Source organism: Aquincola sp. J276, from assembly GCF_024700035.1.
GTDB classification, from domain to species: domain Bacteria; phylum Pseudomonadota; class Gammaproteobacteria; order Burkholderiales; family Burkholderiaceae_C; genus Aquincola; species Aquincola tertiaricarbonis.
In genome coordinates, this window is record NZ_JAJONC010000001.1 from 1,066,218 (window position 1) to 1,092,854 (window position 26,637).

25 protein-coding genes and 1 pseudogene are annotated in these 26,637 nt (G+C 67.8%); 7 read left to right on the forward strand and 19 right to left on the reverse strand.

Going from position 1 to position 26,637, the window contains the following annotated elements:
• Window positions 1-3: 3 nt before the first annotated feature.
• Entirely contained in the window at window positions 4-261 is a 258-nt protein-coding gene (locus LRS14_RS04925) for a heavy-metal-associated domain-containing protein (RefSeq protein WP_257798804.1), read from the reverse strand.
• A 174-nt stretch (window positions 262-435) separates the two neighbouring features.
• Here LRS14_RS04925 and LRS14_RS04930 point away from each other — a divergent pair, with 174 nt between their 5' ends.
• Both LRS14_RS04930 and cueR read left to right on the forward strand, forming a co-directional pair.
• Window positions 436-2,889, forward strand: a complete 2,454-nt coding sequence (locus LRS14_RS04930; RefSeq protein ID WP_257798805.1) for a heavy metal translocating P-type ATPase — start codon at window positions 436-438, stop codon at window positions 2,887-2,889.
• Between the two features lie 2 nt (window positions 2,890-2,891).
• Window positions 2,892-3,365 (forward strand): Cu(I)-responsive transcriptional regulator, encoded by a 474-nt coding sequence (gene cueR, locus LRS14_RS04935; RefSeq protein WP_257800414.1) that lies wholly within the window; start codon window positions 2,892-2,894, stop codon window positions 3,363-3,365.
• A gap of 29 nt (window positions 3,366-3,394) precedes the next feature.
• Here the strand turns inward: cueR and LRS14_RS04940 are convergent, their stop codons facing one another.
• From LRS14_RS04940 to LRS14_RS04980, 9 genes are all read right to left on the reverse strand, one after another.
• Window positions 3,395-3,775: a hypothetical protein gene (locus LRS14_RS04940; RefSeq protein WP_056321246.1), complete on the reverse strand. Its 381-nt coding sequence runs from the start codon at window positions 3,773-3,775 to the stop codon at window positions 3,395-3,397.
• A gap of 88 nt (window positions 3,776-3,863) precedes the next feature.
• Window positions 3,864-4,193 carry a copper-binding protein gene (locus LRS14_RS04945; protein ID WP_257798806.1) on the reverse strand — a complete coding sequence of 110 codons (330 nt, stop codon included), beginning with the start codon at window positions 4,191-4,193 and terminating at the stop codon, window positions 3,864-3,866.
• A 38-nt stretch (window positions 4,194-4,231) separates the two neighbouring features.
• Window positions 4,232-4,714 (reverse strand): DUF411 domain-containing protein, encoded by a 483-nt coding sequence (locus tag LRS14_RS04950; protein ID WP_257798807.1) that lies wholly within the window; start codon window positions 4,712-4,714, stop codon window positions 4,232-4,234.
• On the reverse strand, window positions 4,711-5,205 hold the full coding sequence (locus tag LRS14_RS04955) for a cupredoxin family protein (protein ID WP_257800415.1): 495 nt from the start codon (window positions 5,203-5,205) through the stop codon (window positions 4,711-4,713). Before LRS14_RS04955 ends, LRS14_RS04950 begins: the two co-directional genes overlap by 4 nt.
• Window positions 5,206-5,295: 90 nt before the next feature.
• A complete protein-coding gene (locus LRS14_RS04960) occupies window positions 5,296-6,720 on the reverse strand; it encodes a multicopper oxidase family protein (protein ID WP_257798808.1) in 1,425 nt (474 codons plus the stop codon).
• 17 nt (window positions 6,721-6,737) lie between these two features.
• A complete protein-coding gene (locus LRS14_RS04965; protein WP_257798809.1) occupies window positions 6,738-8,180 on the reverse strand; it encodes a TolC family protein in 1,443 nt (480 codons plus the stop codon).
• Window positions 8,181-8,191: 11 nt separating this feature from the next.
• On the reverse strand, window positions 8,192-8,575 hold the full coding sequence (locus LRS14_RS04970; RefSeq protein ID WP_257798810.1) for a hypothetical protein: 384 nt from the start codon (window positions 8,573-8,575) through the stop codon (window positions 8,192-8,194).
• 109 nt (window positions 8,576-8,684) lie between these two features.
• Window positions 8,685-9,119 (reverse strand): hypothetical protein, encoded by a 435-nt coding sequence (locus LRS14_RS04975; RefSeq protein ID WP_257798811.1) that lies wholly within the window; start codon window positions 9,117-9,119, stop codon window positions 8,685-8,687.
• A gap of 116 nt (window positions 9,120-9,235) precedes the next feature.
• On the reverse strand, window positions 9,236-9,658 hold the full coding sequence (locus LRS14_RS04980) for a TolC family protein (protein WP_257798812.1): 423 nt from the start codon (window positions 9,656-9,658) through the stop codon (window positions 9,236-9,238).
• A 177-nt stretch (window positions 9,659-9,835) separates the two neighbouring features.
• Here LRS14_RS04980 and LRS14_RS04985 point away from each other — a divergent pair, with 177 nt between their 5' ends.
• The 5 genes and pseudogenes from LRS14_RS04985 to LRS14_RS05005 form a co-directional block, all read left to right on the forward strand.
• Window positions 9,836-10,249, forward strand: coding sequence for a hypothetical protein (locus LRS14_RS04985; protein WP_257798813.1), 414 nt, complete (start codon window positions 9,836-9,838; stop codon window positions 10,247-10,249).
• 13 nt (window positions 10,250-10,262) lie between these two features.
• Entirely contained in the window at window positions 10,263-10,499 is a 237-nt protein-coding gene (locus tag LRS14_RS04990) for a DUF2933 domain-containing protein (RefSeq protein WP_257798814.1), read from the forward strand.
• A 1-nt stretch (window position 10,500) separates the two neighbouring features.
• Window positions 10,501-10,791, forward strand: coding sequence for a hypothetical protein (locus LRS14_RS04995; protein ID WP_257798815.1), 291 nt, complete (start codon window positions 10,501-10,503; stop codon window positions 10,789-10,791).
• Between the two features lie 139 nt (window positions 10,792-10,930).
• Window positions 10,931-13,168 carry a copper-translocating P-type ATPase gene (locus LRS14_RS05000; protein ID WP_257800416.1) on the forward strand — a complete coding sequence of 746 codons (2,238 nt, stop codon included), beginning with the start codon at window positions 10,931-10,933 and terminating at the stop codon, window positions 13,166-13,168.
• A 34-nt stretch (window positions 13,169-13,202) separates the two neighbouring features.
• A pseudogene (locus LRS14_RS05005) lies at window positions 13,203-13,544 on the forward strand (DsbA family protein); the annotation flags it as partial.
• A gap of 43 nt (window positions 13,545-13,587) precedes the next feature.
• Here LRS14_RS05005 and LRS14_RS05010 read toward each other — a convergent pair.
• The 9 genes from LRS14_RS05010 to guaB all read right to left on the reverse strand — a co-directional run bounded on the left by LRS14_RS05010 (window position 13,588) and on the right by guaB (window position 26,612).
• Window positions 13,588-16,779, reverse strand: coding sequence for an efflux RND transporter permease subunit (locus LRS14_RS05010; protein WP_257798817.1), 3,192 nt, complete (start codon window positions 16,777-16,779; stop codon window positions 13,588-13,590).
• Window positions 16,776-18,404 carry an efflux RND transporter periplasmic adaptor subunit gene (locus LRS14_RS05015; RefSeq protein WP_257798818.1) on the reverse strand — a complete coding sequence of 543 codons (1,629 nt, stop codon included), beginning with the start codon at window positions 18,402-18,404 and terminating at the stop codon, window positions 16,776-16,778. The genes LRS14_RS05010 and LRS14_RS05015 overlap by 4 nt, the downstream gene beginning before the upstream one ends.
• Window positions 18,401-19,705 (reverse strand): TolC family protein, encoded by a 1,305-nt coding sequence (locus LRS14_RS05020; RefSeq protein WP_257798819.1) that lies wholly within the window; start codon window positions 19,703-19,705, stop codon window positions 18,401-18,403. Before LRS14_RS05020 ends, LRS14_RS05015 begins: the two co-directional genes overlap by 4 nt.
• A 69-nt stretch (window positions 19,706-19,774) precedes the next feature.
• Window positions 19,775-20,191 carry a hypothetical protein gene (locus LRS14_RS05025; protein WP_257798820.1) on the reverse strand — a complete coding sequence of 139 codons (417 nt, stop codon included), beginning with the start codon at window positions 20,189-20,191 and terminating at the stop codon, window positions 19,775-19,777.
• Window positions 20,192-20,550: 359 nt separating this feature from the next.
• Complete coding sequence (locus LRS14_RS05030; RefSeq protein ID WP_257798821.1) at window positions 20,551-20,853, reverse strand: hypothetical protein; 303 nt, start codon at window positions 20,851-20,853, stop codon at window positions 20,551-20,553.
• Complete coding sequence (locus LRS14_RS05035; RefSeq protein ID WP_257798822.1) at window positions 20,810-21,868, reverse strand: integrase arm-type DNA-binding domain-containing protein; 1,059 nt, start codon at window positions 21,866-21,868, stop codon at window positions 20,810-20,812. The genes LRS14_RS05030 and LRS14_RS05035 overlap by 44 nt, the downstream gene beginning before the upstream one ends.
• 298 nt (window positions 21,869-22,166) lie before the next feature.
• Window positions 22,167-23,765 carry a glutamine-hydrolyzing GMP synthase gene (gene guaA / locus LRS14_RS05040; protein WP_257798823.1) on the reverse strand — a complete coding sequence of 533 codons (1,599 nt, stop codon included), beginning with the start codon at window positions 23,763-23,765 and terminating at the stop codon, window positions 22,167-22,169.
• 13 nt (window positions 23,766-23,778) lie between these two features.
• Window positions 23,779-25,020, reverse strand: a complete 1,242-nt coding sequence (locus tag LRS14_RS05045; RefSeq protein ID WP_257798824.1) for an MFS transporter — start codon at window positions 25,018-25,020, stop codon at window positions 23,779-23,781.
• 122 nt (window positions 25,021-25,142) lie between these two features.
• A complete protein-coding gene (guaB, locus tag LRS14_RS05050; RefSeq protein ID WP_257798825.1) occupies window positions 25,143-26,612 on the reverse strand; it encodes an IMP dehydrogenase in 1,470 nt (489 codons plus the stop codon).
• Window positions 26,613-26,637: the final 25 nt, after the last annotated feature.

Consider the following 26,637-nt stretch of genomic DNA (forward strand, 5'->3'; position numbering starts at 1 on the left):
GCCTTATCGGCAGCCGCAGCACGAGCCACGTTTCTGCGGCGCTGCTTCACCGGCAGCCGCCTCGACCGGCACCGGCGTGTAGCCGGCGTCCTTGATGGCTTCCGCCAGTTCCTCGGCGTCGGCCGAGACCGGCTCCACCTGCACCCGGTGCGTGGCCAGGTCGATCTGAACCTTGGCATCCTTGTCAGTGGCCTTCAGCGCCTTGGTGATGGTGCTGACGCAGTGGCCGCAGGTCATGTCGTTGACTTCGAAAGCAATCATGGTGGGGTCCCGTGGGTTGTTGATGTTTCGACTCTCCACTCTCCCACTGTTGGAAGGTCAAGCGCTCATTTCGGAAGTCCACAATCGCGGCATGCAGAATCGCCGGCGGCTGTTGACCTTGCCATCGTTAGAACCTTGACGATGCACAGGATCGAACAACTTCCCGAGGCATCCATGAACACCGCCGCACTCTCCGACATCCGGCTTCAGGTCACGGGCATGACCTGTGCCTCTTGTGTCATGCGCGTCGAGAAGTCGCTCAAGGCTGTCACCGGCGTGAGGCAAGCCAGCGTCAACCTGGCGACTGAACAAGCCTCAGTGAGCGCCGATCCCTCAGTCACCGCAGACACGCTGGCCGCTGCCGTGCGCAAGGCTGGCTACGACGTGGCGACGACCGAGACCACGCTGCAGATCGAAGGCATGACCTGCGCCTCGTGTGTGGCTCGCGTCGAGAAGGCACTGCGAAAGGTCCCCGGCGTCTCCGGCGCCACCGTCAATCTCGCGACCGAGAAGGCGAGCATCCAGGCGCTGTCGACCGTTCCAGTCGCGGCGCTGAAGGCCGCGATCGAGAAGGCCGGCTACAGCGCGAAGGACGTTCAGGACGCGAAGTCGCAGCCGGCGGCTCGTTTGCCGGCCTGGTGGCCCGTGGCCGTGAGCGGCGCGTTGACGCTGCCACTGGTCTTGCCGATGCTGCTGCAGCTCTTGGGCATCGACTGGATGCTGGACGGCTGGCTGCAGCTGGCGCTGGCGACCCCGGTGCAGTTTTGGCTCGGCTGGCGCTTCTACCGCGCCGGCTGGAAGGCCGTGCTCGCCAAGGCCGGCAACATGGATTTGCTGGTGGCGCTCGGAACAACGGCCGCCTACGGGCTCTCGGTCTACCTGCTCTTCAAGCATGCCGCGCATGGCATGCCGCACCTGTATTTCGAGGCCTCCGCGGCGGTCATCACGCTGGTGCTGCTGGGCAAGTGGCTCGAGCAGCGCGCCAAGCGGCAGACAGCCGATGCCATCCGGGCGCTGAACGCTTTGCGGCCGACCACAGCGCGCGTGCGCCGCGGTGATGTCGAGCTTGATGTTCCCGTGGAGCAGGTTGTCGTCGGCGATCTCGTCATCGTGCGACCCGGCGACCGCGTGGCCGTCGACGGAGAGATCGTGGACGGCCGCAGCCACATCGACGAATCGCTCATCACCGGCGAGAGCCTGCCGGTGGCCAAGGGCGTCGGCGACAAGGTGACCGGCGGCGCGATCAATGCCGAAGGTGCGCTGACGGTTCGCACGATGGCCATCGGCGCGGAGACGACGCTGGCCCGCATCATCCGCATGGTCGAGTCGGCCCAGGCCGCGAAGGCGCCGATCCAACGCATCGTCGACCGCGTGAGCGCGGTGTTCGTGCCGGTGGTGCTGGTCATCGCGCTGCTCACCTTCCTGGGATGGTTCGGCTTCACGGGTGATTGGGAGCATGCGCTCATCAACGCCGTCGCGGTGCTCGTCATTGCCTGCCCGTGTGCGCTCGGGCTGGCCACGCCGACGGCCATCATGGCCGGCACTGGTGTCGCGGCGCGCCACGGCATCCTCATCAAGGACGCGGAAGCGCTGGAAGCGGCACACGCCGTCACCGTGGTGGCGTTCGACAAGACCGGCACGCTCACCGAAGGCAAGCCATCCCTCGCCGCCGTGGTGGCAGCAGTGGGATCGACCAGGGATGATGTGCTGCGCCTGGCGGCTGCGCTGCAGAAGTCGAGCAGCCATCCGCTCGCCGTGGCCGTGATGGACCAGGTTCGCCATGAGCGCCTGCCTGTGCCTGAGGCGCACGAGGCCCAGGCGTTGCCGGGGCGCGGCGTGCAGGGGGTCGTGCGCGGCCAGACGCTGGCCCTGGGGAGCACGCGCCTGCTGCGCGAGCTGGGCCTCGAAGAAGGCGGCTTGCATGCTGAAGCGCAATGGCTGGAGCAGCAGGGCAGGACCGTGTCGTGGATGGTTCAGTCCGATGCTGGTTATCGGCGTTCACTCGGCCTACTTGCCTTCGGCGACACCGTCAAGCCAGCCGCAGCGGAAGCGGTATCTCGGCTGCATCAACTCGGCATCCGCACCGTGATGCTGACCGGCGACAACCGGGGCGCGGCCGAAGCCGTCGCGAAGGAGCTGGGCATCGCCGATGTGCGTGCCGAGGTGCTGCCCGGCGACAAGGCGGCGATCGTCAAGGAACTTCGCGACGCCGGCGAGGTGGTGGCCTTCGTCGGCGACGGTCTGAACGACGGACCGGCGCTCGCCGCCGCATCGGTGTCGTACGCGATGGCGGGTGGCGCCGACGTGGCAACCGAGACCGCCGGCATCACGCTGATGCGCGGCGACCCGCGGCTGGTGGCCGACTCTCTGGACATCTCGCGCCGCACCTACTCGAAGATCAAGCAGGGCCTGTTCTGGGCCTTCGGCTACAACGTGCTGGGCATTCCGCTGGCGGCTCTGGGTTTGCTGAACCCGGTCATCGCCGGTGCCGCGATGGCCTTCAGCAGCGTCAGCGTCGTTCTGAACGCGCTGACCCTGAGCCGCTGGCGCGGTGTCGCCGACGGGCATTCGGCGCAACCGACAAACCAGCAGCCCCGAACGGTGGCAGCCTTGGGAGAGCAGCGATGAGCATGAACATCGGCGAAGCCGCGAAAGCTTCTGGCGTGTCGGCGAAGATGATCCGCCACTACGAGAGCGTCGGGCTTTTCCCCGAGGCGGCGCGCACCGATTCCGGCTACCGGCAGTACACCGCCAAGGAAGTCAGCACGCTGCGCTTTGTCCGCCAGTCGCGCGACCTGGGCTTTTCGATCGAGCAGATTCGCGAGTTGCTCGGCCTGTGGCAAGACCGCAAGCGCCCGAGCCGCCAGGTGCGTGCCTTGGCGCAGGCGCATATCGAAGAACTCGACGAGAAGCTGAAGGAATTGCAGTCGATGAAGGCGACGCTGGAGCACCTGGTGCACTGTTGCCACGGTGACGACCGGCCCGACTGCCCGATCATCGACTCGCTCTCCCACGAAACAGCCGCTCCGGCAGCTACCGCGCATCACGCAGCCGGCAGAAACGTCGGACTGCAACCGGGGCGCGCGCGTCGCCGGGCGACCTGATCGACGCTGCCGGCTGCAGCAAAGCGGGTTCAGCGCGCCAGGTCGATCGTCAGGCTCACCGGGGCACTGCCCTTGTTGGTCCACATCCAGCAGTAGTCCTGCCCGACCGTGACGTTCAACGTGTCGCGGCCACTGCTGACCTGTGCCTGCTTGGCCGGGAACACGGCTTCCTTGCCGACGTGATAGTGGATGTTGAAGTCCACCGGCGCTGCGGTTGCGAAGTTCCAGCGCACACCCTCGCCCACCGTCAGCTTGCCGCACACCTCGACGAACTTGCCCGCCGCAATCTGCGTCTTGTGAGCGAAGCGACCGTCGGGGGACCAGGCGATGTCGACGATGTGGCTGGAGGCGAAAGCCACGCCGGGGAGTGCAAGCATGGCCAGCACGCCGCAGGCTCGGAATTGCGTCATGTTCTTGCTTTCTGCTCGATGGCTTCCTGGATTCTCAAACGTCGTGGGAAAGACCGGGTCGGCCCACCGCGAGCGGGCCCGACGCCGCCTACTGTGCCATCTGCATCTCGGTAACCGTGAACTTGCCTGCGTCGTTGATGGCCTTGAACTTGATCTTGTCGCCGGCCTTCAGCTTGTCGAGCATCGCCTTGTCCTTGACGACAAACACCATCGTCATCGCAGGCATGTCCAGGCTCTTGATGTCTGCATGCTTGAGGGTCAGCTTGCCGCCCTCCTTGTCGACCTTGCGCACCTCGCCGTCGGTCATGTCGCCCGCAGCGGCCTGCGCCATCGGCTTGGCATGATCACCATGCGTACCGTGGCCACCCTGGTGGCCGGCAGCCCAGGCCGGCGATGCGGCTGCGGCGGAAATCAGCAAAGCGATGCCAGTGGCGCGGAAGAAGGTCTTTGAGCGGTTCATGAGCGTTCCTTTTGCTTGAAGTAGCTGTTGAAAATCTGAGTGCTGCCATCGTGGGCGATGAGCAGCACGTCGTAGGGGTCCTGCAGGTTGTCGAAAGCAGGACCGTCCATACCCGGGGAGCCCACCGGCATGCCCGGCACGGCCAGGCCAATCGCGTCGGGGCGTTCTTTCAGCAGCCGGCGGATGTCGGCTGCGGCGACGTGGCCCTCGATGGCATAACGGCCCACGAGAGCCGTGTGGCACGAGCCGAGCTTCATGGGCACCTTCAGCCGGGCGCGGGCACCGGTGTTGCCGACGTCGTTGACCTTGACCCGAAAGCCGTTGGCCTCGAGTTGGGTGATCCAGTCCTTGCAGCAGCCGCAGGTCGGGCTCTTCCAGACCTCGACGAGCACCGCCTGGCCCTGCGCCTGCAGCACCGCGGGGATGGCAAGCAGTCCGCCAGCGCTGAGCAGGGAACCCAGTGCCTGACGGCGCTTCATGCCTTGCCCGCCGCGGCGACCATGATCGTGCCCACCATGCCGCCCTGGTAGTGGCCGGCGATCAGGCAGGCGAACTCGAACTGTCCCGCGCGGTTGAAGGTCCAGACGATCTCGCCGGTCTTGCCCGGCGGGACATGCGCCATGTAGGGCTCGTCGTGCTCCATGTTCGGGAACTTCACCATCATCTCGGCGTGCTTGGCGTTCTCGGCCTTCGTGCCGATGACGAACTCGTGCATCACCTTGCCGGTATTGCGGACCACGAACTTCACGGTATCGCCTTGACGCACCTCGATGCGCTCCGGCGTGAATCGCATGTTGTCGGCCATGCCGACCTCGATGCTGCGCTTGGCGCTCTTGGCATCGCCGGCGATGCCCCAGTCCTTCTGCTCCTTGACCACCGGGCCCTTTTTCGGCGCGTGCGGCTTGTCGGTGTGAGCCCGCGCGGGAGTGGCCAGCAGGGGCATCGCCGCCGCAGCGGCGGAAAGCGCCATGCGCGTCACAGCGGTGCGGCGGGCGTGCGAGATCGTCTTCGGTTCGTTCATGCGGTACTCCTTGAGTGGTGAGAGTGAGTCTTGTTGCGGTCAGTGGCCCGAGTGGCCGCCCGCGGGCTTGCGCACTTTGACCTCGACGTCCTGCGTCGGCTTGGCCACTGGCGGCATGGAGCCCGGCCCAGGGCTGGCGTCGGCCTTGAAGCGCGCCGGGTCGGGCAAGGCGCCCGTGAACTCGTAGGCCACCGTGCCTGGTGGGTGCTGGTACCAGCCGGGGTCGCTGTAGTCGCCCCGCTTCTGGTCCTTGCGCACCTTCACAACGCTGAACATGCCGCCCATGCCGACAGCGCCGAACGGACCGGTGCCGGTCATCATGGCGGCGGTGTTGTCGGGCAGCGGCATCTCCATCTCGGTCATGTCCTTCATGCCGCGTTCGCCCATCACCATGTAGTCGGGGATGAGCTTCGTGATCTGCTTGGCCACGCCTCGGTGGTCCACGCCGATCATGGTCGGCACGTCGTGGCCCATCGCGTTCATCGTGTGGTGGCTCTTGTGGCAGTGGAAGGCCCAGTCGCCCTCCTCATCGGCCAGGAAGTCCAGCTGCCGCATCTGCCCCACGGCGACATCGGCCGTCACCTCGTACTGGCGCGTGCTCTTCGGCGTGGGCCCGCCGTCGGTGCCGGTGATCAGGAACTCGTGCCCGTGCAGGTGGATCGGGTGGTTGGTCATCGTCAGGTTGCCCACCCGGATGCGCACCTTGTCCATGTGCCTCACCACCAGCGGGTCGATGCCCGGGAAGATGCGGCTGTTCCAACTCCACAGGTTGAAGTCCAGCATCGTCATGATCTTCGGCGTGGCGGCGCCAGGATCGATGTCATAGGCGTTGAGCAGGAAGCAGAAGTCGCGGTCGACCTCGTCGATGAGCGGGTGCTTGCCCTTCGGGTGCGTGATCCAGAAGCCCATCATCCCCATCGCCATCTGCACCATCTCGTCGGCATGCGGGTGGTACATGAAGGTGCCGGGTCGGCGGGCCACGAACTCGTAGACATAGGTCTTGCCCGGCGGGATGCCCGGCTGGTTCAAGCCGGTCACGCCGTCCATGCCATTTGGAAGACGCTGGCCGTGCCAGTGGATGCTGGTCAGCTCGCCGAGCTTGTTGGTGACGAAGAGGCGCACGCGGTCACCTTCCACCACCTCGATCGTCGGCCCCGGGCTCTGACCGTTGTAGCCCCACAGGTGGGCCTTGAAGCCGGGGCTCATCTCGCGCACCACGGGTTCGGCGACGAGGTGGAACTCCTTGACGCCGTTGTTCATGCGCCAGGGCAGCGTCCAGCCGTTGAGCGTGACGACGGGGTTATAGGGGCGCCCGGTGTTCGGCACCAGCGGCGGCATCGTGTCGGGCTTGGTCTGCAGCACCGGTTCGGGCAAGGCGGCCATCGCCACCTTGCTGACCGAGGCGGCGGCGGCCGCTGCGGTGATGGCACCTGCGCCACCGAGCATCTTGCGTCGGGAAAGCATATGAGAGTCCTTCATGTTCAGTGGCCTGCGCCAGCGGCTTCGGCCGCCATCGCGGGGCCGGCGGCCGCGGCAAGGCTGGGTTTGCCGATCAACGCCATGTCGAGGTCGGCCTGTGCGATCCAGAAGTCGCGCAGCGCCTCGATGGAGGCGTTCACGCTGGCGATCTGCGTGCGGGCGTCGGCCAACAGCTCGAACACGCCGATCAACATGCCGTTGTAGCGAAGCACGTTCTCTTCAGCGATGCGCTGGTTCAGCGGCACGACTTCGTCGCGGTGGTGCCTTGCGATGTCGTAGGCCGAGCGGTAGCCGGTGTAGGCCTCGCGCACCTCGGATCGCGCGTTGATCGCAGTCTCGGCGGCGCGATGAAGCGTCTGCATGTACACCGCCTCGGCACGCGCCACACGCGCACCGCCCCAGTCGAACAGCGGCAACTCGAAGCCGATCTCCCAGCCGCGCTGGGTCGGCTCTTCGTTCGAGCTGTTGCGCATCACGCCCAGTTCCAGCACGTTGACGAAGCGCGTGGTTTTCGTCAAACCCAGGTTGCTCGCCGTCTGTTCTGCCGCCTGCTTGGCACCTTGCACGTCCAGCCGCTGCGTCAGTGCCACCTGCTCGACGTCGGGCAGGTCCAGTGGCGATGGCGGCAGGTCCGGCAGCCGTTCGGGCAGGGCGAACGCAGTCTGGGTCCCCCAGACGCCGAGCAGACGCACCAGGCGCTCGCGCGTCGAGCGCTGGGCCTGTTCCGCCCGGGCGAGCTGAAGCGCAGCGTTGGCGTAGAACGATTGTTCCCGGGCACGTTGCAGCTTGTTGAAGTTGCCGACCTGCTCCATGCGCCGGGCCAGCTCGGCGCTGGCGTCAGCCGCCTGCTTCACCTGCCGCATGTAGCGGACGGTCTCTTCCGCCGCCAGCGCCGTGAAATAGGCTTTGCGCGTGTCGGCGGCCAGCGACAGCACGTTCATCGCCACGCGCCCCTTCACTTGCTCGAAGCGGCGCGCCTCCATGCGGCCGATCAACGGCATGGCCACCAGGCGCGCCAGGTTGAAGTGCAGGCCGCGCTCGATCTCTCGCTCGTCGCCGCGGCTCGAGCGGCCGAAGCTGAAGCCCGGGTTCGGTAGGCGCCCGGCCTGCACGACCTCGGCCTCGGTGACGCCGAGCTCCTGGAAATCGGCCTGCAGCCCGCGGTTGTTGAGCAGCGCGACCTGAACCGCATCGTCCACCGTCAGTGGCTTGGCCAGCAGTTCCGCGACGCGCTTGGCGATGGTGTCGAGGTCGGCGTCGCCGCGCGCCCAGTGCAGGTCCTTGCCGATCCGTTCCTTGGTGGTCCGTTCGACGACACTGAACCCACCGTCGGCGCCGAAGCTCGCGCAGCCTCCCAACACCACCGCGCTGGCGACAAGCGCCAGCACGCGGAGGCCGCGAACGCCGCGCCCTGCGGGCGCTAGACCTTGAATGTCATGGCTCATCGTGCGGCCTCTCAGTGCTTGTGGCCGGAATGGCCCGCGGGCATCGGCGGGGCCGCTGGCGCCGGCGCTGACGCGGGAGCCTGCGAGGGTGCCGCCGGCTTCTCCGCCGTGGCGGGATCGGGTTGCTGCGCCTCGCGCGCGTAGACCCGCCAGCCGCCGATGCGGGCCACGGCATCGTTGGCCTCGCGCCAGGCCACGGGCTTGTCGTCGCCGATGCGACGGAACTGTGCGAACGATGACTCGTAACGCACCGAAGGCACCTGGGCTCTCGGGTCCAGCGGATCGGGGCGTGTGGGGGCGGGCGACTGCGCGTGGGCCTGCGCGACCAGCAACAACGTGAACAGCAGGCTCGGCAACGCGCACGGGCTGCGCCGGCGCATGGGGATTGGGACCATGGAATCCTCGTGTGAACGTCTGGAAACGTCCCTGCCGCAGGCGCGGCGGGGACGGAACAGGACCTGGCTCGAGGCCGCGCGTCAATGCACGCGCGTCAACCCGAGCCGGTTACACGAGGACGTTTCGAGGGGGGCGGTCCGGCCCGTCGGCGGCGAACGCGTCGACTGTGGGCACGACGGTGGTAAACACCGTCGGCGCTGCCTCGGTGGCCGGAACGACCGGCACCGTGGTCAGGATGGCACCCAGCGAGCAGCAGGAAGCGCAGACGCTGCACTTCTGCTTGGCAGCTTGGCTGGCCTTCAGCATGGATGAAGCGTCGTCGGAGACAGCGGCTTCGGCCGCCATGCCCGCCTCGAGGTCGTTTGCGGCTACGGCGACGCTGTGATGAGAGTGCTCCGAGCCCGAGGCGGTCACCGCATTACGGGCTTGCCCGCCGCCGTGGTGGGCGGGACCGCAGAACGCCATGGTCGCGGCAGACGCCCCTTGCACGGGAAGCGCGAGGACGATCAGCCAGACCAACAGCGTTCGGATGAACACACTCATGCCGGAAGTTTACTTTGCCGGCCCGGCCGGCGTGTTCCGAAGCGGGCCAAGCCCTGCACGAGAAGCCGGCATTGCTGTCGAAGTGTGATGCCCGGGTGCTTGAGCAAGCTCATGCATCACCCCTCCCACTGGGCAGGACCCACCACTGCTGCGCGACCGTCCGGCAGGAGGCGCGATCCCAGCGCGCGCTGCAGCCCCACCACCGCTGCTGCTGACCTGTCAGGGCCAAAGACAGTCCAATCTCGGCGCGCTGCGCAGAACGCTGCGCATCCAGCAGTTCGAGCAGGTCGGTGCCCCCCGGCCTCGAAGCGCTTGCGCGCGGGCTGCTCGGCGCGCACAGCCTGCCGCGCCTGTTCCTGCAGGGATGCCAGGCGCAACTGCCCCTGCCGCACCTGGGCCAGCGCGCTCTCCACCTCTTCCGTGGCCAGCGGCACGCGCTGCCGGTAGGCCAGCAGTGCTTCGCGCTCGCCGGCGCGCGCGGCCTGCAGACCGGCATCGACGCGCGCGTGGTCGAACACCGGGACGGAAACGCTCGGCACCACTAACCACGACGCCGGTGCCGATTCAGGCCACCACCGTGGTGGCAGAGCGCGTCAAGACGGGCAGCTGCTGCGGGTGCCGCGGCTGAAGAAGCCGTGCAGAAGACCTTGAGGCAGGTCAAGTCCGCAGGGCCGGTGCAGTGCGCATACTGGTCAACGAAATCCTAGGAGGTCATCATGAAAGTCGCCCTGGCAGTCCTTGGCACCTCGTTCGTGCTGGCCGGTTGTGCCGCCGGCCCCAAGGAACCCGACCACGCCGCCCATCACCCGCCAGGCGCCGCAACGGCCGGTCCCACGTCACCGACGCCCGGCCAGATGGACTCGATGATGAAGTCGATGCAGGAGATGCACGACCGGATGATGGGCGCCAAGGCCCCGGATGAGCGAACGAGGCTGATGCAGGAGCACATGAAGCTCATGCAAGACCACATGGCCATGATGGGCCGAGTGCGCGGCGGCAAGGGTGGGATGGGGATGGGTGGCGACATGCCGATGAGCCCCGAGATGATGGGCAAGCGCATGGACATGATGGAAATGATGATGAAGATGATGATGGACCGCGAGGCGATGAAGGCGCCAGCGGCCAGGTAGGTCGAGGCGGGTCATGCATCCCCAGGACCCCGCTCCACCGTCGCGCTGGCGTTCGCCGTTGGGCATCTTCATGCTCGTCGCAGGCGCGGTCGGCATCTATTACCTGCTCACCGAGCATCTGACGCACGTGACGCAGGCCATCCCTTACCTGTTCCTGCTGGCATGCCCGCTGATGCACTTCTTCCATGGGCACGGGCACCATGGCCATCGCGACCACGGGCAGCCCAAGGACCGCACACCGCCGCCATGACATGAAGCTCGGGCCTCGCGGTCACGTGAAGGCCGCCGAGCTGTTCTCGGGGATGGGAGCCATCGTTCTGGGCGCCGGCGCGGCGTTGATGCTGCCGGAGTGGCTCCGCGCCTATGCCCTGCCGCTGCTGGCTGGTGGGGCACTCGTCCATGGCCTCGGCATGACCCTGAAGGTCCGCCTCGAACTTCGGGACGGTCCACCCCTCTGGTGGGAGCGGGCATTGTTCTGTCTATGCTGGCTTGGCCTGGCCGCGCTCGGCCTGTGGATTGCAGTTGTCTTCGCCGCTCGATAGCGCGCCCTTGACCTTCCCACCGGGACAAGGTCGAGACTGCCAGCAACAACAGGAGAGCGCCATGCCCGACCACAGCAGCACGACCCACGATCACGCGCATCACGCCCATCACGCCCATGAGGCCGAGGGCACCCACGTGATGCCCGACGGCACGGTCATGAAGGGCGGGCACCACGACCACGCGGCGCACGGCCACCACGACCACGGGCATCACGTCCACACACCATCGCAGCCGAAGCCCGTCCCTGGAGGCGACCCAGCCCAGGTCGAGTACACCTGCCCGATGCATCCGCAGGTGCGCCAGATGGGACCGGGGAGCTGCCCCATCTGCGGCATGGCGCTCGAGCCCGTGCTAGCGACGGCCGATCAAGGCGAGAGCCCCGAGCTGCGCGACATGACGAAGCGCTTCTGGATCGGCACCGCGCTGACCGTGCCGGTCTTTGCGCTGGAGATGGGCGGCCACCTGACGAACCTGAGTCATGTGCTCGGCCAGCAGATGTCGAACTGGATACAGCTGCTGTTGGGCACGCCGGTGGTGCTGTGGGCCGGCTGGCCGTTTTTCGTGCGCGCTGTCGCGTCGGTGAAGAACCGCAGCCTGAACATGTTCTCGCTCATCGCGCTGGGCACGGGCGCGGCCTGGCTCTACAGCATCGTCGGCACGGTGGCGCCGCAGCTGTTCCCTGCAAACCTGCGCATGGCCGATGGCGCCGTCGCTATCTACTTCGAGGCGGCGGCGGTGATCACCGTGCTCGTGCTGCTCGGCCAGGTGCTGGAGCTGCGCGCACGGGAGAAGACCTCGGGCGCCATCAAGGCCCTGCTCGGCCTGGCGCCGAAGACGGCAGTGAAGGTAAAGGCCGACGGCAGCGACGAGACCGTCCAGGTCGACGCCATCCAGGTCGGCGACCTGCTGCGCGTGCGCCCCGGCGAAAAGGTGCCGGTCGACGGCGAACTCACCGAGGGCAAGGGCAACGTCGACGAATCGATGGTGACCGGCGAGCCGATCCCGGTGGCCAAGGCCGTCGGCTCCAAGGTCACCGCCGGCACGCTCAACCAGACCGGCGGCTTCGTGATGCGTGCCGAGAAGGTCGGCGCCGACACCCTGCTCTCGCAGATCGTACACATGGTCGCGGCCGCCCAGCGCAGCCGGGCCCCCATCCAGCGCATGGCCGACGAGGTGGCCGGCTGGTTCGTCCCCGTCGTGATCGGCGTGGCCGCACTGACCTTCGTCGCGTGGCTGATCTGGGGGCCGTCGCCCGCGTTCAGCTATGCGCTGATCACCGCGGTGGCCGTACTGATCATCGCCTGTCCCTGTGCGCTCGGGCTGGCCACGCCGATGTCGATCATGGTGGGTGTCGGCCGCGGCGCGCAGCACGGCGTGCTCATCCGCGACGCGGAGGCACTCGAACGCATGGAGAAGGTCGACACGCTGGTCGTCGACAAGACCGGGACACTGACCGAGGGCCGGCCCAAGGTCGTCCACATTGAGCCCGCGCCGGGCTTCACCGCCGACGCCGTGCTGCAGAAGCTCGCGAGCGTCGAACGCGCCAGCGAGCATCCGCTGGCGATGGCCATCGTGATGGACGCGCAGGAGCGCAAGCTGCCGCTGTCGCCCGTCACGGACTTCGACTCGCCTGTCGGCAAGGGTGTCATCGGCACTGTCGAGGGTCAGGTCATCGTTTCGGGCAGCGCGAAGTTCCTCGCCGAGCACGGCGTCGACACGGCGAACCAGGTTGCCGCCGCGGAGGCGCAGCGCCAGAAGGCAGCGACGGTCATCTTCGTCGGCGTGGGCGGCGCGCTGGCGGGCTTCGTGGCGATTGCCGACCCGATCAAGGCGACGACGGGCCAGGCCCTGCGGGCGCTCAAGGCCGCGGGCGTGCGCATCGTCATGCTGACCGGCGACGGCAAGACCACGGCCGAGGCGGTCGGCCGCGAACTCGGCATCGACGAGGTGGTGGCCGAGGTCTTCCCCGAGGACAAGGCCTCGGTCGTGCAGCGGCTGAAGGCCGAGGGCCGCGTGGTCGCGATGGCCGGCGATGGCGTGAACGATGCGCCCGCGCTGGCCGCGGCCGACGTCGGCATCGCCATGGGCACCGGCACCGACGTGGCGATGGAGAGTTCGGGCATCACCCTGCTCCAGGGCGACCTGATGGGCATCGTGCGGGCGCGCACGCTGTCGCACGCGACGATGAAGAACATTCGGCAGAACCTGTTCCTGAGCTTCGCCTACAACGTGGCCGGCATTCCGCTCGCCGCCGGCGTGCTGTACCCCTTCTTCGGGCTGCTGCTGTCCCCGGTGGTCGCCGCGGCGGCGATGGCGCTGTCGTCGGTCAGCGTGATCGGCAACGCCCTGCGCCTGCGGACGGCGAAGGTGGACTGACGGCAGCGGGGCTACAGCCGGCCAGGGCTCCGACCAGGTGGTGATGCTGCTCGAAGCGGCCAAACGCCAGGGCCAGTACCAGCCGCTGCTGGAAGCGGTGCTGCAGGCGCAGCCGACCTGGGCCGACCACGGGCGCCCGAACCCCGACCTCACCTTCGAGATCGCGAAGGCCGCCGGCCTGGATATCGAGCGGGCGCGGGAGGACATGGCCCGGCCCGAGATGCAGGCGCTGCTGGCTCACGATGTCGAGGACCTCACCGCCCTGCAGGTGAGCCGGACGCCTACCTTCTTCGTCAACGGCCGCAGCCTGCCCAGCTTCGGTCCGGACCAGCTCGCCGCCCTCGTGGCGGAGGAAGTGGCGAAGGCGAAGCGATAGGCCGACGGCGGCTGCTTTTCTGACAGCCCACCGCCGGTCGTGCTCAGGCCGCCGACGTCGCCGGGTCCGGCATCGAGGCATCGCCGCGATCGGCAGGCGCTTCGCCGACAGCAGCATGCTTGCGTCTTCGCATCAGCCGGTAGATGGCGGGTACAACGAACATCGACAGCAGCGGCGCCGTGACCATGCCGCCGACCATGGGCGCGGCGATGCGTTGCATCACTTCGGAGCCGGTGCCGCCACCGAACATGATCGGCACGAGGCCGGCGATGATGACGGCCACCGTCATCGCTTTGGGCCGCACGCGCAGGACTGCGCCCTCGCGGATCGCGTCGAGCAGGTCCGAGTCATTGGTCTGGCCGCGCGCCAGCCGCGCTTCCCAGGCCTGCTTCAGGTACAGCAGCATGATCACGCCGAACTCGGCCGCCACCCCGGCCAGCGCAATGAAGCCGATCGCACCGGCCACGCTGAGGTTGTAGCCCAGCAGGTAAAGCAGCCAGAAGCCGCCGATCAGCGCGAAGGGCAGCGTCGCCAGGATCAGCAGCGCCTCGTCGAAGCGGCGGAAGGTCAGGTACAGCAGCACGAAGATGATGCCCAGCGTGAAGGGCACGACGACCTTGAGCTTGGCCGTCGCGCGCTCCAGGAACTCGAACTGCCCCGACCACGAGACGGAGTAGCCCGGCATCAACTTCACCTGCTCGGCGACCGCCTTCTGCATGTCGATCACCGCGGACTTCAGGTCGCGCCCGCGGATGTCGACGTAGACAAAGCCGGCCAGGCGTGCGTTTTCGCTGCGCAGCATCGGCGGGCCGTCGGTGATGCGCAGCTCGGCCACGTCGGACAGCACGATGCGTGCGCCGCGCGGCGTGAGGACGGGCAGCTGGCGTAGCTTCTGCAGCGAATCGCGGACCTCGCGCGGGTAGCGCACGTTGATCGGGAAGCGCTGCAGGCCCTCGACCGTCTCGCCGACGTTGTCGCCGCCGACCGCCGCACTGATCACCGACTGCACGTCACTGATGTTCATGCCGTAGCGCGCCGCTGCATCGCGGTTGATATTCACGTCGACATAGCGCCCGCCGGTCAGCCGCTCGGCCAGCGCGCTGCTGACGCCGGGAACGCCCTTCACCGCCTTCTCGATTTCGCCTGCCAAGCGGTCGATCTCGGCCAGGTCGGTGCCGGCCACCTTCACCCCGACCGGGCTCTTGATGCCGGTCGCCAGCATGTCGATACGGTTGCGGATCGGCGGCACCCAGATGTTGGACAGCCCGGGCACCTTGACGATGCGGTCCAGTTCCTCGACCAGCCGGTCGCTCGTCATGCCCTCGCGCCACTGGTCCTTCGGCTTGAACTGGATCGTGGTCTCGAACATCTCCATTGGTGCCGGGTCGGTGGCCGTCTCGGCACGGCCGGCCTTGCCGTAGACCGATTGCACTTCGGGCAGGGTCTTGATCAGCCGGTCGGTCTGCTGCAGCAGCTCGGCCGCCTTGCCGGCCGACAGGCCGGGCAGCGCGGTGGGCATGTAGAGCAGGTCGCCTTCGTCCAGCGGCGGCATGAACTCGCCGCCGATTTTCAGGATCGGCCAGGCGGTGCTGGCGAGCAGCAGCAAGGCGACGACAACGGTCGCCTTCGGCCAGGCCAGCACGCCGTCGAGCAGCGGACGGTAGATCGCGATCAGCGCACGGTTCAACGGGTTGCGCCGCTCGTCCGGAATGCGCCCGCGGATCAGGTAGCCCATCAGCACCGGCACCAGCGTCACCGCGAGGCCAGCCGAGGCCGCCATCGCGTAGGTCTTGGTGTATGCGAGCGGCGAGAACAGCCGACCCTCCTGCGCCTCCAGCGTGAACACCGGGATGAAGCTCAGCGTGATGATCAGCAGCGAGAAGAACAGCGCTGGGCCGACCTCGACCGCCGCGTCGCCCACCACGCGCCACTGCGCTTCTCCCTTCAGGTCCTCGCCCGGGTGCGCGTGCCGCCAGGCCTCGATGTGCTTGTGCGCGTTCTCGATCATCACCACCGCCGCATCGACCATCGCGCCGATGGCGATGGCGATGCCGCCCAGCGACATCACGTTGGCGTTGACGCCCTGGTAGTGCATGACGATGAAGCTCGCCAGGATGCCCAGCGGCAACGTGACGATGGCCACGAACGCCGAGCGCAGATGGAACAGGAACACCAGGCACACCAGTGCCACGACGATGAACTCTTCGATCAGCTTGTGGCTGAGGTTCTCCACGGCGCGCTCGATCAGGCTGGAGCGGTCGTAGGTCGACACGATCTCCACGCCTTGCGGCAGGCTGGCCTGCAGCGACGCGATCTTGGCTTTCACGGCGGCGATGGTCTCCAGCGCGTTCTTGCCCGAGCGCATCACGATCACGCCACCGGTGGCCTCGCCCTCGCCATCGAGTTCGCCGATGCCGCGCCGCATCTCCGGGCCGACCTGCACCCGCGCCACGTCACCCAGGCGCACGCTGACGCCGGCGTCCGTGGCACTCAAGGGAATCTTGCGAAAGTCGTCCAGCGTCGCCAGCAGGCCCGAGGCGCGAACGACGTACTCGGCCTCGCCAAGCTCCAGCACCGAACCGCCGGCCTCCTGGTTGGCGTTGCGAATCGCGTCGATCACCGCGCCATGCGGCACGTTGTAGGCCGCCAGCTTGTCAGGGTCGAGCAGCACCTGGTACTGGCGCACCATGCCACCGACCGAGGCGACCTCGGCGACGTTGGGCACGGTCTTCAGCTCGTACTTCAGGAACCAGTCCTGCAGCGCGCGCAGCTGGCCGGCGTCCATCGTGCCGTTGCGGTCCACCAGCGCGTACTGGTAGATCCAGCCCACACCGGTGGCGTCCGGCCCGAGCGCCGGCTTCGCGGCGGCGGGCAGTCGCCCTTGCACCTGGTTCAGGTACTCCAGCACCCGCGAGCGCGCCCAGTACGGGTCGGTGCCGTCGTCGAACAGCACGTAGACGAAGCTGTCGCCGAAGAACGAGTAGCCACGCACGACCTTCGCCCCCGGCACTGACAGCATCGTCGTCGTCAGCGGATAGGTGACCTGGTTCTCGACGATGCGCGGCGCCTGCCCCGGGTAGGGCGTGCGGATGATCACCTGCACGTCCGAGAGATCGGGCAGCGCATCCAGCGGCGTGCGCTGCACGGCCCACAGGCCCCAGGCGGTGACGATGACGGTCGCCAGCAGCACCAGGAAGCGGTTGACGATGGACCAGCGGATCAGCGCGGCAATCATCGCGACGCTCCCGGGGCGGCGGCGGCAGGCGCAGACGGGGGCAGCAGCGTCAACGTGGTCACGGTCGGGCCATCGGTCGGGTCGACGTAGAACTCGAAGTCGACGCGGTCACCCACCGCCAGGCCGCGCGGCCGCTTGTTAGGCGGCGGCAGCTTGAACTCCATCGTCATCGCGCCCATGCCGACGCTCGGGATCGGGCCGTGACTCAGCGTGACGCTTTCGCGGTCCAGCGACTCGATCAGGCCCTGGGCGCTGTGGCGCTGGGCGGTGTTGGCGGCTGTGGGCGCCGGCTGGTTGTTGAGCCGCGCCTCGACGCCCTTCAGGCTGGCTTCCGAGTCGATCAGGAACTGCGACGAGACGACAATACGCTGGCCCGCCTTCAGGCCGCGCTTGATCTCGGTCTGGCCGCCGGTCTCCAGGCCTGTCTCCACATCGACCGGGGCAAACCGCCCGCCCTCCTCGGCCACCATCACCACCGCGCGCCTGCCGGTCTGGATCACCGCTTCCGTCGGCACCAGCAGTGCCTTGCCCGCGCGGGTGTCCGTGAACTGCATCGTGACGAACAGGCCGGGCACCAACTGACCGCCAGGGTTGGCGAACTGCACGCGCGCCTTAAGCGTGCGCGTGGTCGCGTTCACTTCGGGCAGCAGCGCCTGCACGCTGCCGCGGAACACCGCCCCTGGGACGCCTGGGCTGCGTGCCTCGACCTGGCTGCCGGGGCGCACCAGCGCGGCCTGGCTCTCGGGCAGCTCGGCGAGTGCCCAGACGCTGGCCAGACCGTTGATGCGGGCCAGCATCATCCCCGGGCTCACCGTCATGCCCTCACGAGCCACGAGTTCAGCCACTACGCCGCTCGACGGTGCGACGAGCGTGATGCGTGGCTGCACGGTGCCCGCCGCATCGACACGCGCGGCCTGCGCTTCGCTCATGCCGGCCAGCAGCAGGCGCTGGCGGGCTGCAGCTGCCAGCCCCGCATCATCCTTCGCGAAGCGCTTGACCGAGAGGTACTCCTCCTGCGCCGCCACCCACTCGGGCACGTAGATTTCGGCAAAGGGCTGGCCTGCGCGCACGCGATCGAGCGTGGCTCGCACATGCAGCTTCTCGATGTAGCCCGTCGCCCGGGCCTGCAACACCGACTGGTCGCGCTCGTCCCAGGCGATGCTGCCGACGGCGCTGACCATCGGCTGCAGCGTGCCCTCCACGACCTCGGCTGTCCGCACCCCCAGGTTCTGCTGGATGCGCGGGCTCACAGTGACCGTGCCCTGGTCGTCGCCACCAGCACCGCCATAGACGGGAACCAGCATCATGTCCATGAACGGCGACTTGGCCGGCGCGTCGAAGCGCTTACCGGGCACCATGGGGTCGTGGTAGTAGAGGACGGGTTTGCCGGTGGCAGGATCGATCTCGCCGGCCTTGATGCCGTCCTTGATGTGGCGTCGCGTCGCGGCCTCGCCGGCAGCGATGCTGCTGGTCGGGTCTTCCGCAGGAGTCGAGCCGGATGCAGTTGCTGCTCCGGCGCCAGCCTGGCCCATGCCGCGGTGCATGCCGACCTGGTAGAGCGCAAAGCCGCCCGCTGCCAGCGCGACGGCAACGACGGCCGTCAACAAGGTGTTTCGGGTGTTCATCGTGCCGCCTCCGGCTTGGCTTGGGCGCCGTCGTGTGACAACAGCAGATAGTTCAGTTGAGCCCAGACCCGGGCCCTGTCCATCTCGATGCGCAGGCGCTCCATGCGCACATCCACTTCACTGCGGCGTGCTTCGAGCACGGCCGGCAACGGACCGGTGCCGCTGCGGTAGGCCACCAGCGCAGCTTCGCTGCGCTGAGTCGCCAGCGGCAACAGCGAAGCGTCGTAGCGACGCAATCGATCCTCGTGGCTGCGCCACTCCTGGAGCATCGCGCGAACCTCGGCCTCGTGGGCTCGCTGCAGCTCCTCGCGACGGGCTCGCGCCTCGTCGATGCCGGCTAGCCGCGCCGCGAGTTCACGGTCCTGCCGGTTCTTCTGGTCCCACTGCAGCGGCACCGACAGATTGATCGACACCATGTTCGAGTAGGCGGGTCCGCGCTGGCTGTACATCAGCTCGACGCTCCAGTCCGACGATCGCGCGGCACGCGCCACGGCGGCGTCGCTGTTGGCGATGGCCTCTTGCTGCGCTGCAGCGGCGATCTGGGGGTGCTGGGTCAGGTGCTCCGCCAGGGCACCTTCGGTCCATGCAGGCAGCGTGAGCACAGGACGTGCAGCCAACGGCAGCCGCGCGCCTTCACCCACCCACCGCCCCAGCTGGGTGGTCGCGACCGCGATCTGGCGCTCTGCCTGTGCCAGCCCGTCGCGCAGCTGCTCGACCGATCCGCGCGCCGCGAAGACCTCGGCCTGCGAGCCCTTGCCGCTTCGGTACAGCGTCTCGGCAGCCTGGACCTGGAGTTCTGTCTGGGCAATCTGCGCCTGCAGCAACTCGCGCATCGATTCCAGGTACGAGCGTTCGAGCCAGGCCGTCGCGGCGTCCCGCTGCAGGTCTGCGATGGTGGCCTGGCGAGTGACCTTGGCCAGCTCGACATCGCGTTCGGCACGGCGCGTGCGGGCGCTGCGCTTGTCGGCCCGGGTCAGCTCCTGCATGAGGCCGACCGAACGCATCGTCATGAAGTCGCGGGTGACGCTGTAGCGGTCCGGGCCGTCGATCGGCAGGTTGTTGAGGCCGAGCTTGAGCACCGGGTCGGGCAGCTGGCCCGCAGCCGCAGCCATCTCGCGCGCAGCCTGGGCCTGCGACTCGATCGCGCTCACGAGCCGCGAGCGCACGGCGGCTTCGGCGACGGCGCTCTCCAAGGAGAGCGAGGTCTGAGCAAAGGCAGGCGCAGCGCCCAATGCCAGCCACAGCACGAGGGATGAAGCCAGACGGAGGCCGTCTCGCCTCCTGGGCAGGGTCGAAATCATGGGAACTCCTGAAGTCCGGAACCGGGCCGCGGCAGCGCCGCGACCGATCAAGCGGGCGACTTCAGGAGATCAAATGCGGTAGCAGCAGTGCGCGATGCTGTGGGCGAGCGGCGGAGGTCGGTCGCGCAGGCGCTCGCTCTCGGCCCAGGAACTCAGGCCGAGGTCCATCCGTCCATCGACCGAGACGGTGAACAGCGCGGGGAGTGCCGTCACCGGCGCGAACACCGCGGGCACGTGATCGACGACCTGCGTGGTCGAGCCGAACTGGCAGTGCTGCATGCACAGCGTCGGCTGTTCGGGATCGAGCGGCACGCCGGCAGCCATCATCTCGGCGCAAGGCATCCCCGCCATCGCTGCGGCGTCGGCGGAGCCGGCCCGCTCGCCAATGGCCGGGCAGGCGTAGGCGGCCACAGCGATCTGCGAGAACAGCAAAGCCATCGACAGAATGCCGATGACACGGGCTCGAAGGCGCTGGCTGAACGTCACGCGGGGACGATAGCTGAAACCGCTGGCGCTCGCTCACTACCGACGAGGACATGCGCCAAGCCGCGGTGCAGCGCCTACGGCGTCTGGCCTGTGCCGATCGGACGCCAAGGTCATGCCCGCCGCGAAGGCGCACCGGTCAAGCAGATCCAGCGCGATCACGCGAGACCCACAGAGTGCGGACACCCGACACCCGCTTTTTCGTACTTTTTTCGTACCGCCAAGAAAAAAGCACCTAGCGTCTCCGCTAGGTGCTTGTTCTTCCTACCGAATTTGGTAGGCGCGATTGGACTCGAACCAACGACCCCCACCATGTCAAGGTGCTGCAAGTCAGTTGACCGGTCAGCACTCCAACCAGGCAGTCAAAGGTCGTCGGCGACGTCCAAGTCCATCACCTCGGAGGCATCGCGCCTGGCCTTTGCGATCACATCCCTCGCAGACTGGCCTTGTTCCCAAAGGGACAGCATGTCCCCCCAAGCCCGCATCATGATGCGGCGCTCCGCTGCATAGCGCGCCACGTTGTAGGTGGCGGCGATGCGGTTCCGGGGGACATGCGCCAGGGCCATCTCGATCCAGCGCTCGTCGAACTTGGCCCTGTTCAGCGAGGTGCTGAACGTGCGCCTAAGGTCGTGCACGGTGAAGGGCGTGAAGTCGGGGGGCGTCATTCCGGATACTGGCGATCGCCATGGCGATGACCCGGTTCAGGGTCGCATCGCTGATGGGAAGGTCGCTGTCGTACCTGCCCGGGTGAAGGTAGCGGCTCGCAGAGAAGCACGATCGCAACGTCGTCAGGATGTCCAGTGCTTGGTCGCACAGGTAGACGATGTGCGGTTTGCCGCCCTTCATCCTGCGTGACGGGATGGTCCACGTCTCGCTGTCGAAGTCGATCTCGTCCCAGGTGGCGCCGATGAACTCGCCTTTGCGGACGCCCGTCAGGAGCACGAACCGGACCGCCAGCCGCAGCGTCGGCATCGTGGGAGCCCGATCCAGCGCGGCGAGGAACAGGCGCAGTTCGCTCGGGGACAGCGCCCGATCGCGTGGCTCGAAGCGTGCGATGGCGCTCGCCTGCACTCGCTCGGCCGGGTTCGACACCTCGATCCCCTTGCGCTGGGCGTGCCGGTAGACCATCAGCACGATCTCGCGCGCGTGCACCGCCACCGCCGGACCGCGCTGCGCCTTGATGTCGTCACACAAGGTGGCCAGCCGGTTCGGCGTGATCTCTTCAAGCATCAGCTTGCCGAGGGGCTTCTCCAGCGCCCGCTTGTAGGTCGATCGACGCATCGCCAGCGTGCTGTCGGCGAGCTGCTCGCCCTTGCTCTTCGGGTCGCCCTTGAACTCGAGGTAGCGCTCCACCCACTTGCCGAACGTGAGCGCCTCGGCTTCCGCTGCCTTCTTCTCGGCCTTCGCGCGCGAAGGCGACACACCCTGCTCCAGCGAACGCTTCGCCTGGCTCAAGAGCAGACGCGCCTCCGCCAGGGACACACCCATGCCGAACTCGAGCACCTCCAGGGGCCGCGGGACTCTGGCCGAGGCTGTGGCGTCGTAGCGACCCAGCGTCAAGGTCTCCCGTCGCTTCCCGATGCGGTAGTCGTACCGAAGGCTGACGGACCCGGACGGCGCCACGTAGGCGTAGAGCCCGTCCCGGTCGCTGACCTTGTAGGCCTTGTCGCGGGCCTTCAACCCCTTGAGCTGCAGATCCGTGAGCGAGCGAGCGCGAGAGGGGCTCGCGCTGGCAGATCTTTCCAAGCGTACGACTGACATGCGGGCCTCACCGATACCGTCACCCGATACCGTCAGACCGCCTGACGGTACTTTTCGGGCAACTTCAGCGTAGCAGCGCAAACACCGTCATGGATACCGTCATTTGGGTCTGGTCGACGATGAACGACGATGAACCAATTTGAACGCTAAACCATTGTCAGATAACAGGAATTTGCGAACCAGCGAACCTCGCCGAACGCTGTCGAGCCATTCTGGCTCATTCCCACTCGATCGTCGCCGGCGGCTTGCTGCTCACGTCGTAGGTCACGCGGTTGATGCCACGCACCTCGTTGATGATGCGGCCCGACACTTTCTTCAGCAGGCCGTAGGGCAGCTCGGCCCAGTCGGCGGTCATGAAGTCGCTGGTCTGCACTGCGCGCAGCGCCACCACATAGTCGTAGGTGCGGCCGTCGCCCATCACGCCCACGCTCTTGACCGGCAGGAACACGGTGAAGGCCTGGCTGGTCAGGTCGTACCAGCTCTTGCCGCTGGCCTCGTCCTTCCAGTTGCGCAGCTCCTCGATGAAGATGGCGTCGGCCCGGCGCAGCAGGTCGGCGTATTCCTTCTTCACCTCGCCCAGGATGCGCACGCCCAGGCCGGGGCCGGGGAACGGATGGCGGTACACCATCTCGGGCGGCAGGCCCAGGGCCACGCCCAGCTCGCGCACCTCGTCCTTGAACAGGTCCCGCAGCGGCTCCAGCAGCTTCAGGCCCAGCTGCTCAGGCAGGCCGCCCACGTTGTGGTGGCTCTTGATGGTCACGGCCTTCTTGGTCTTGGCGCCGCCCGACTCGATCACGTCGGGGTAGATGGTGCCCTGTGCCAGCCACTTGGCCCCCTTGGCGCCTGCGCCCACCAGCTTGGCCGCCTCCTGCTTGAACACGGTGACGAACTCGCTGCCGATGATCTTGCGCTTGGCCTCGGGGTCGCTCACGCCGGCCAGCTTGCCCAGGAACAGCTCGCTCGCATCCACGCGGATGACCTTGGCATGCAGCTGGCCGACGAACATGTCCATCACCATGTCGCCTTCGTTCAGCCGCAGCAGGCCGTGGTCGACGAACACGCAGGTCAGCTGGTCGCCGATGGCACGGTGGATCAAGGCCGCGGCCACGCTGCTGTCGACGCCGCCGGACAGGCCCAGGATCACTTCCTCGTCGCCCACCTGCGCGCGGATCGACGCCACGGCTTCGGCAATGTGGTCCTTCATCACCCAGTCCGGCTGGGCCTTGGCAATGTTCAGCACGAAGCGTTCGAGCAGCGCCTTGCCCTGCACCGTGTGCGTCACCTCGGGATGGAACTGCACCGCGTAGTAGCCGCGCGCCTCGTCGGCCATGCCGGCGATCGGGCAGCTGGGCGTGCTGGCCATCAGCTTGAAGCCCGGCGGCAGCGCGGTGACCTTGTCGCCGTGGCTCATCCACACCTTGAGCATGCCGTGGCCCTCGGCCGTGGCGAAGTCCTGCAGGCCGTCGAGCAGCTTCGTGTGGCCATGGGCGCGCACCTCGGCATAGCCGAACTCGCGGTGGTCGCTGGCTTCCACCTGGCCGCCCTGCTGCACCGCCATCGTGAACATGCCGTAGCAGATGCCCAGCACCGGCACGCCCAGGTCCCACACGGCCTGCGGCGCGCGCAACTCATGCTCCTCATAGGTGCTGGCATGGCTGCCGGACAGGATGATGCCCTTGGGCGCGAACTCGCGGATGAAGGCATCGCTGACGTCGTTCGGGTGGATCTCGCAATACACATGCGCCTCGCGGATGCGCCGGGCGATGAGCTGCGTGACCTGGGAGCCGAAGTCGAGGATGAGGATCTTGTCGTGCATGGTCGGATGCCAGTCAGGGATGTACGTCGGCGGCCGCGGGCGGGCCCGCGGTGGCAGATGCGGAGGAACGGAAACCGGGGCGCCGGAAATGCCGCCAGGCCAGCAGCGTGGCGATGGCCTGCAGCGCGGCGCAGAAGAAGAAGGGTGCGCCGATGCGCCAGTCGCCCGGTGCCAGGTGCGACACGAAGCCCAGCAGCGCGGCGCCGATCACCGGCGCGGCCACGGCCATGATGCTGCTGATGCCGGCCAGCGCACCCATGGCCCTGCCCTGCATGTCGGCGCTCGCGGCGTTGGACACGATGCTCTGCAGCGCCGCCGTGACCGCATAGCCCAGCACGTTGACGATGATGAACACGTACATCATCCAGCCCTCGGTGGCCAGCGCCCAGCCCAGGTAGCACAGCCCGGCCGACAGCAGCCCCAGCAGCGCCAGCCGCTCGGCCGCGAAGCGCTTGAGCAGCGCACGCATCAGCCCGCCCTGCACGATGAACATCATCACGCCGATGGCGAACAGCGACCAGCCGTTCTCGCGCGGCCCCCAGCCGAACTTGAAGGAGGTGTACAGCACCCAGGTGGAATGCAGCATCAGTTGCGCCAGCGTGGCGAAGGCGATGGCAATCACCAGCGGGCCGATGCCTTCCAGCCGCGTGAGCCCGCGCAGCGCCGACACCGGGTTGGCCTTGCGCCATTCGAACGGGCTGCGCTTGTCCGCCGGCAGCGATTCGGGCAGCACGAACAGGCCGTACAGCAGGTTCAGCAGTGCCAGGCCGCCGGCCACGTAGAACGGCAGGTGCAGGTCGATGCTGCCGAGCAGCCCGCCCATCACCGGCCCGAGCACGAAGCCCAGGCCGAACATCGCGCCCAGCAGCGCGAAGCGGCGTGCGCGATCCTCGGGCGGGGTGATGTCGGCCACATAGGCATTGGCCACGGCGGCATTGGCCTGCAGCGCACCGCTGACCAGCCGCACGGCGATCAGCATCCAGAGCGCATTGGCCAGGCCGGTGACGAAGAAGCTGAGCGCCAGGCCGGTGAAGCCCAGCAGCAGCACCGGCCGCCGGCCGTAGCGGTCGGACAGCGCGCCCAGCACCGGCGCGCCGAAGAAGTTGGCGATGCCGAAGGCAAAGGACACGGCACCGAACCAGAAGGCCTGGTCGGCCTGGCTGCCGGTGAAGCTGCCCACCAGCGGCGCCAGCACCGGGATGATCAGGCCGATCGACACCATGTCGATCAGCACGGTGATCAAGATGAAAGGCATGGCGGCCCCCCGCCGGGCGGGTACGCCCGACGGCCCTCCAGGGGGGCGCGGGCCGGCTGAGGGCGGCCCGGCGCTCGGCCCGCCGGGCGGCGTGCCCGGCTTGCGAGCGTCGGCGTCCATGGTCATTCCGCGCGGTAGTTCGGCGCTTCCTTGGTGATCTGCACGTCGTGCACGTGGCTCTCGCGGATGCCGGCGGTGCTGATCTCGACGAACTCGGCCTTGCTCTGCATCTCGTCGATGGTGGCGCAGCCGCAGTAGTGCATGGAGGCGCGCAGGCCGCCGGCCATCTGGAAGATGATGCCCACCACCGAGCCCTTGTACGGGACCTGGCCCTCGATGCCTTCCGGCACCAGCTTGGTGGTGTTGGGATTGCTGGTGGCGCCTTCCTGGAAGTAGCGGTCGGCCGAGCCCTGCTGCATCGCGCCGATGGAGCCCATGCCGCGGTAGCTCTTGTAGCTGCGGCCCTGGTACAGGATGACCTCGCCCGGCGCCTCCTCGGTGCCGGCGAAGGCGCTGCCCATCATCACGGTGCTGGCGCCGGCGGCGATGGCCTTGGCCAGGTCGCCCGAGTAGCGCACGCCGCCGTCGGCGATCAGCGGCACGCCGGTGCCCTTGAGCGCGGTGGCCACGCCGTCGATCGCCATGATCTGCGGCACGCCCACGCCGGTGACGATGCGGGTGGTGCAGATGGAGCCGGGGCCGATGCCGACCTTGACCGCATCGGCGCCGGCTTCCACCAGCGCCAGCGCGGCGGCGCCGGTGGCGATGTTGCCGCCGATCACGTCCACGCCGGGGTAGTTCTTCTTGACCCAGCGCACGCGGTCGATCACGCCGGCGCTGTGGCCGTGCGCGGTATCCACCACCAGCACGTCGACGCCGGCCTTGACCAGCAGCTCTACGCGCTCCTCGGTGCCGTCGCCTACGCCCACCGCCGCGCCCACGCGCAGCTTGCCCTGCGCATCACGCGCGGCATTCGGGAAGGTGGTCTGCTTAGTGATGTCCTTGACGGTCATCAGGCCGCGCAGCTCGAAGCCCTCGCCCACCACCACCACGCGCTCCAGCTTGTGCTGGTGCATCAGCGTCTTGGCCTCTGCCAGCGAGGCGCCTTCCTTGACGGTGATGAGCTTGTCCTGCGGCGTCATGATCTGGCGCGCCGGCACGTCCATGCGGGTCTCGAAGCGCAGGTCGCGGTTGGTGACGATGCCCACCACCGTCTTGCCCTGAACCACCGGGAAGCCCGAGACGCCGTGCTGCTCCGACAGCGCGATGACTTCGCGCACCGTCATGTCGGGGCCGATGGTGATGGGGTCGCGCAGCACGCCCGACTCATAGCGCTTGACGCGGGCCACTTCGGCCGCCTGCTGCTTGGCCGTGAGGTTCTTGTGCACGATGCCGATGCCACCTTCCTGCGCCAGCGCGATGGCCAGCCGGGCTTCGGTGACGGTGTCCATCGCGGCGGACACCAGCGGCAGGTTCAGCGCGATGTTGCGGGACAGCTTGGTCGAGAGGCTCGTGTCGCGGGGCAGGACCTGCGAGAACGCTGGCACCAACAACACGTCGTCGAAGGTGAGGGCTTTGCCAAGAAGGCGCATGAGAAAGCTCCAGTCGCAAAGCGCG